Below are 2,270 nucleotides of genomic sequence, written 5' to 3' on the forward strand. Positions count from 1 at the left end.
GCGTCATTCGTAAGGCGATCAAGAACCGGAAGATTTTTCGGACTGATGAGTCAGTCATGAAGGTAATCTATCTGGCCATGGAAAAAGCTTCCGAGAAATGGACCATGCCGATCAGGAACTGGAAAGCAGCCATGAACCGGTTTGAAATTATGTTTCCTGACCGGTTCAAGGAGTAATAGTTTTGGTGGCGTTTACACAGAATTATTTACAGGCTCTTGATTCCGCCAAAACCTGAAAAAAAACTGAACTATATTTATTCAGTCCCGTCAAAACTGTACTGAATAACAAGTTCATCAGTTTCTGGAAAGGAGCAATTAAATGCGGAAGTATTTTCTGGCGGCATTTTTGCCAGTAGTTACAATTCTGGCCATGTTGCAGGGCTGTAATAAAGCGCCTGAATGTCCAGAGGTGTCAACGGTAGTCTATGAAGACCTATCCAGTGTCGAAAAAGGAGCTGAATCCTACTCCTGCAGTAATCTTGGCAAAATAAGCGTGTTGGAACAAACCTGGTGTGAAGCGAAGGAGCAGTTCGAAAAGCGAGGTCAGTCCCCCAGTTCTGATGATTTTCTGATTTATCTTAAAGGATTCCGCGAAGGTTATGCTCAGGCCAGTCAGGCTGATGATAGCAAGTTGGGTCTGTTTGGTGTCGATAGCCAGCCTGAGCCAGCATATGACATGGGGTATCGTGATGGTTATCTTTCTATTACAGACGCCATGGGTGTGTTTGAGTACAACTGTGGCTCCACTGATTTAGCCAGTGAGTATAAAGATCGCTGGTGTGAAGCGGCAGATGCCTATCGCTCCAGTGGGGCGGGTAGCGATGGTAATCCCTTTGTTAAGGGGCGATTTATCGATGGCTATATGACTGGTGGGCGTGTTGCTTTGACCGTACCAACTTCCATGGAAGCATTTTTTGGAGGGGAAAACCCAGAAGGAAAGCAGCCTGCTATTGTTCAACCTTCAGGAGACCTGAAGAATACAGAGCTTGCTTTTTACCGAGGCTTTGATGTTGGCTATAAGGCAATGATTGACAGCATCAGAGAGTCTATCAATCAGGTAATGCAGCAGATGCAGATACCCAATAATATGGAATTTCCAGAAGGGTTGATGCCACCACCAGGGCAATAATTGGTTTTAATATGCTGTCTTTGGCTGTTAAGGACTTCAGCCATTTCCTCAGGTACCTGCTTATGCGGGTACCGGGTTTTTCCGAGTCCAAGCGTTGTGGCTTTCTCTTATTGCCCCATCATCTTACAGATGACTCCATCCTTTGCTACTTCTCCAGATTCTGTTGACGTTTTATTGCAAGCTCAACGAGTCAGGGCTTCCTGTCATACTTCCTTCAAGGGCTACGAAGCGTGGCATTGCAAGAATACCCTGAATGGCATAAAGGCCAATCCTTTCAAAATACCACCATAGTGTTGCCTTGAGTCGCGGGGGAGACAGCGAGATCCAGGGAAAAGTGTTTCATATTCCTAGGGGGCGTTCTCAATTAGACATGTGACCAGCCACCCATGGTTTGTGTCAGGCAAGGCGTGAACTACGAAGTGTGGTTATTCCACATAAGTAGTGAGCAACGCAGAATGGCACAAACCATGGGTGGCCCTCCGGGTTGATCACACACGCATTCATGCTGTGTTGAACGGCTTGAACATGGAACCACCATGCCCTGCACCGTTCGCCTTTATGCCCTTTGGGTATTGCCTGAATGCATGAGTGATCAACTGGACTCATGGCTAATTGAGAACGCCCCCTAAGTAACCAGTTTATTGATTTCAGTTATGTTGGTGGGAAAATTGCTTGGTGTAAGATTGCCAACGTTTTTATCATGAATAACAGGCTGACTGATATGAGAACACCTTGCTGAGTTACTTCTCTGGTCAGCAGTAGAGAAAAGATCATGACAAGTTTAAAAAGCATTGTTATTTTTATATTGCTGTTGGTTTTCTGGCCTTTCACTTACATATCTTCCAGCTATCTCGCATTGGGTGAAATCAATCATCTCACCGTTCATGAACTCTATAATTTTCTTCCTCTGGGTATCATCAGTGGATTGACTGTGATTGCTCCCCTTTGGTCCAGACGGTATACACATTGTCTCTTCTGGGGGCTTGCATTTCATGGGAATGTAATTTAAATTGTTTAAACGCTTGTCGTTAATACTCCAAAATGGAGAATAACAATGAGCGTTGAAATCAACGAAAAACTGGTAGATCAAATAGCCAGTCAGATTAAAACTCAGGATGATCTTGCCGACTTCAGCCGTTTAC

Annotated in this window: 1 protein-coding gene and 1 pseudogene; both read left to right on the forward strand. The window is 44.8% G+C overall.

Features of this window, described 5'->3' with window-relative positions; genetic code table 11:
- Nucleotides 1-176, forward strand: a pseudogene (locus tag AK963_RS32685) (IS256 family transposase); the annotation flags it as partial.
- Between the two features lie 142 nt (nucleotides 177-318).
- Entirely contained in the window at nucleotides 319-1,128 is an 810-nt protein-coding gene (locus AK963_RS27955; RefSeq protein ID WP_066018586.1) for a hypothetical protein, read from the forward strand.
- The last annotated feature ends 1,142 nt before the right edge of the window (nucleotides 1,129-2,270 follow it).

This window comes from Endozoicomonas atrinae (assembly GCF_001647025.1).
GTDB lineage: Bacteria > Pseudomonadota > Gammaproteobacteria > Pseudomonadales > Endozoicomonadaceae > Endozoicomonas > Endozoicomonas atrinae.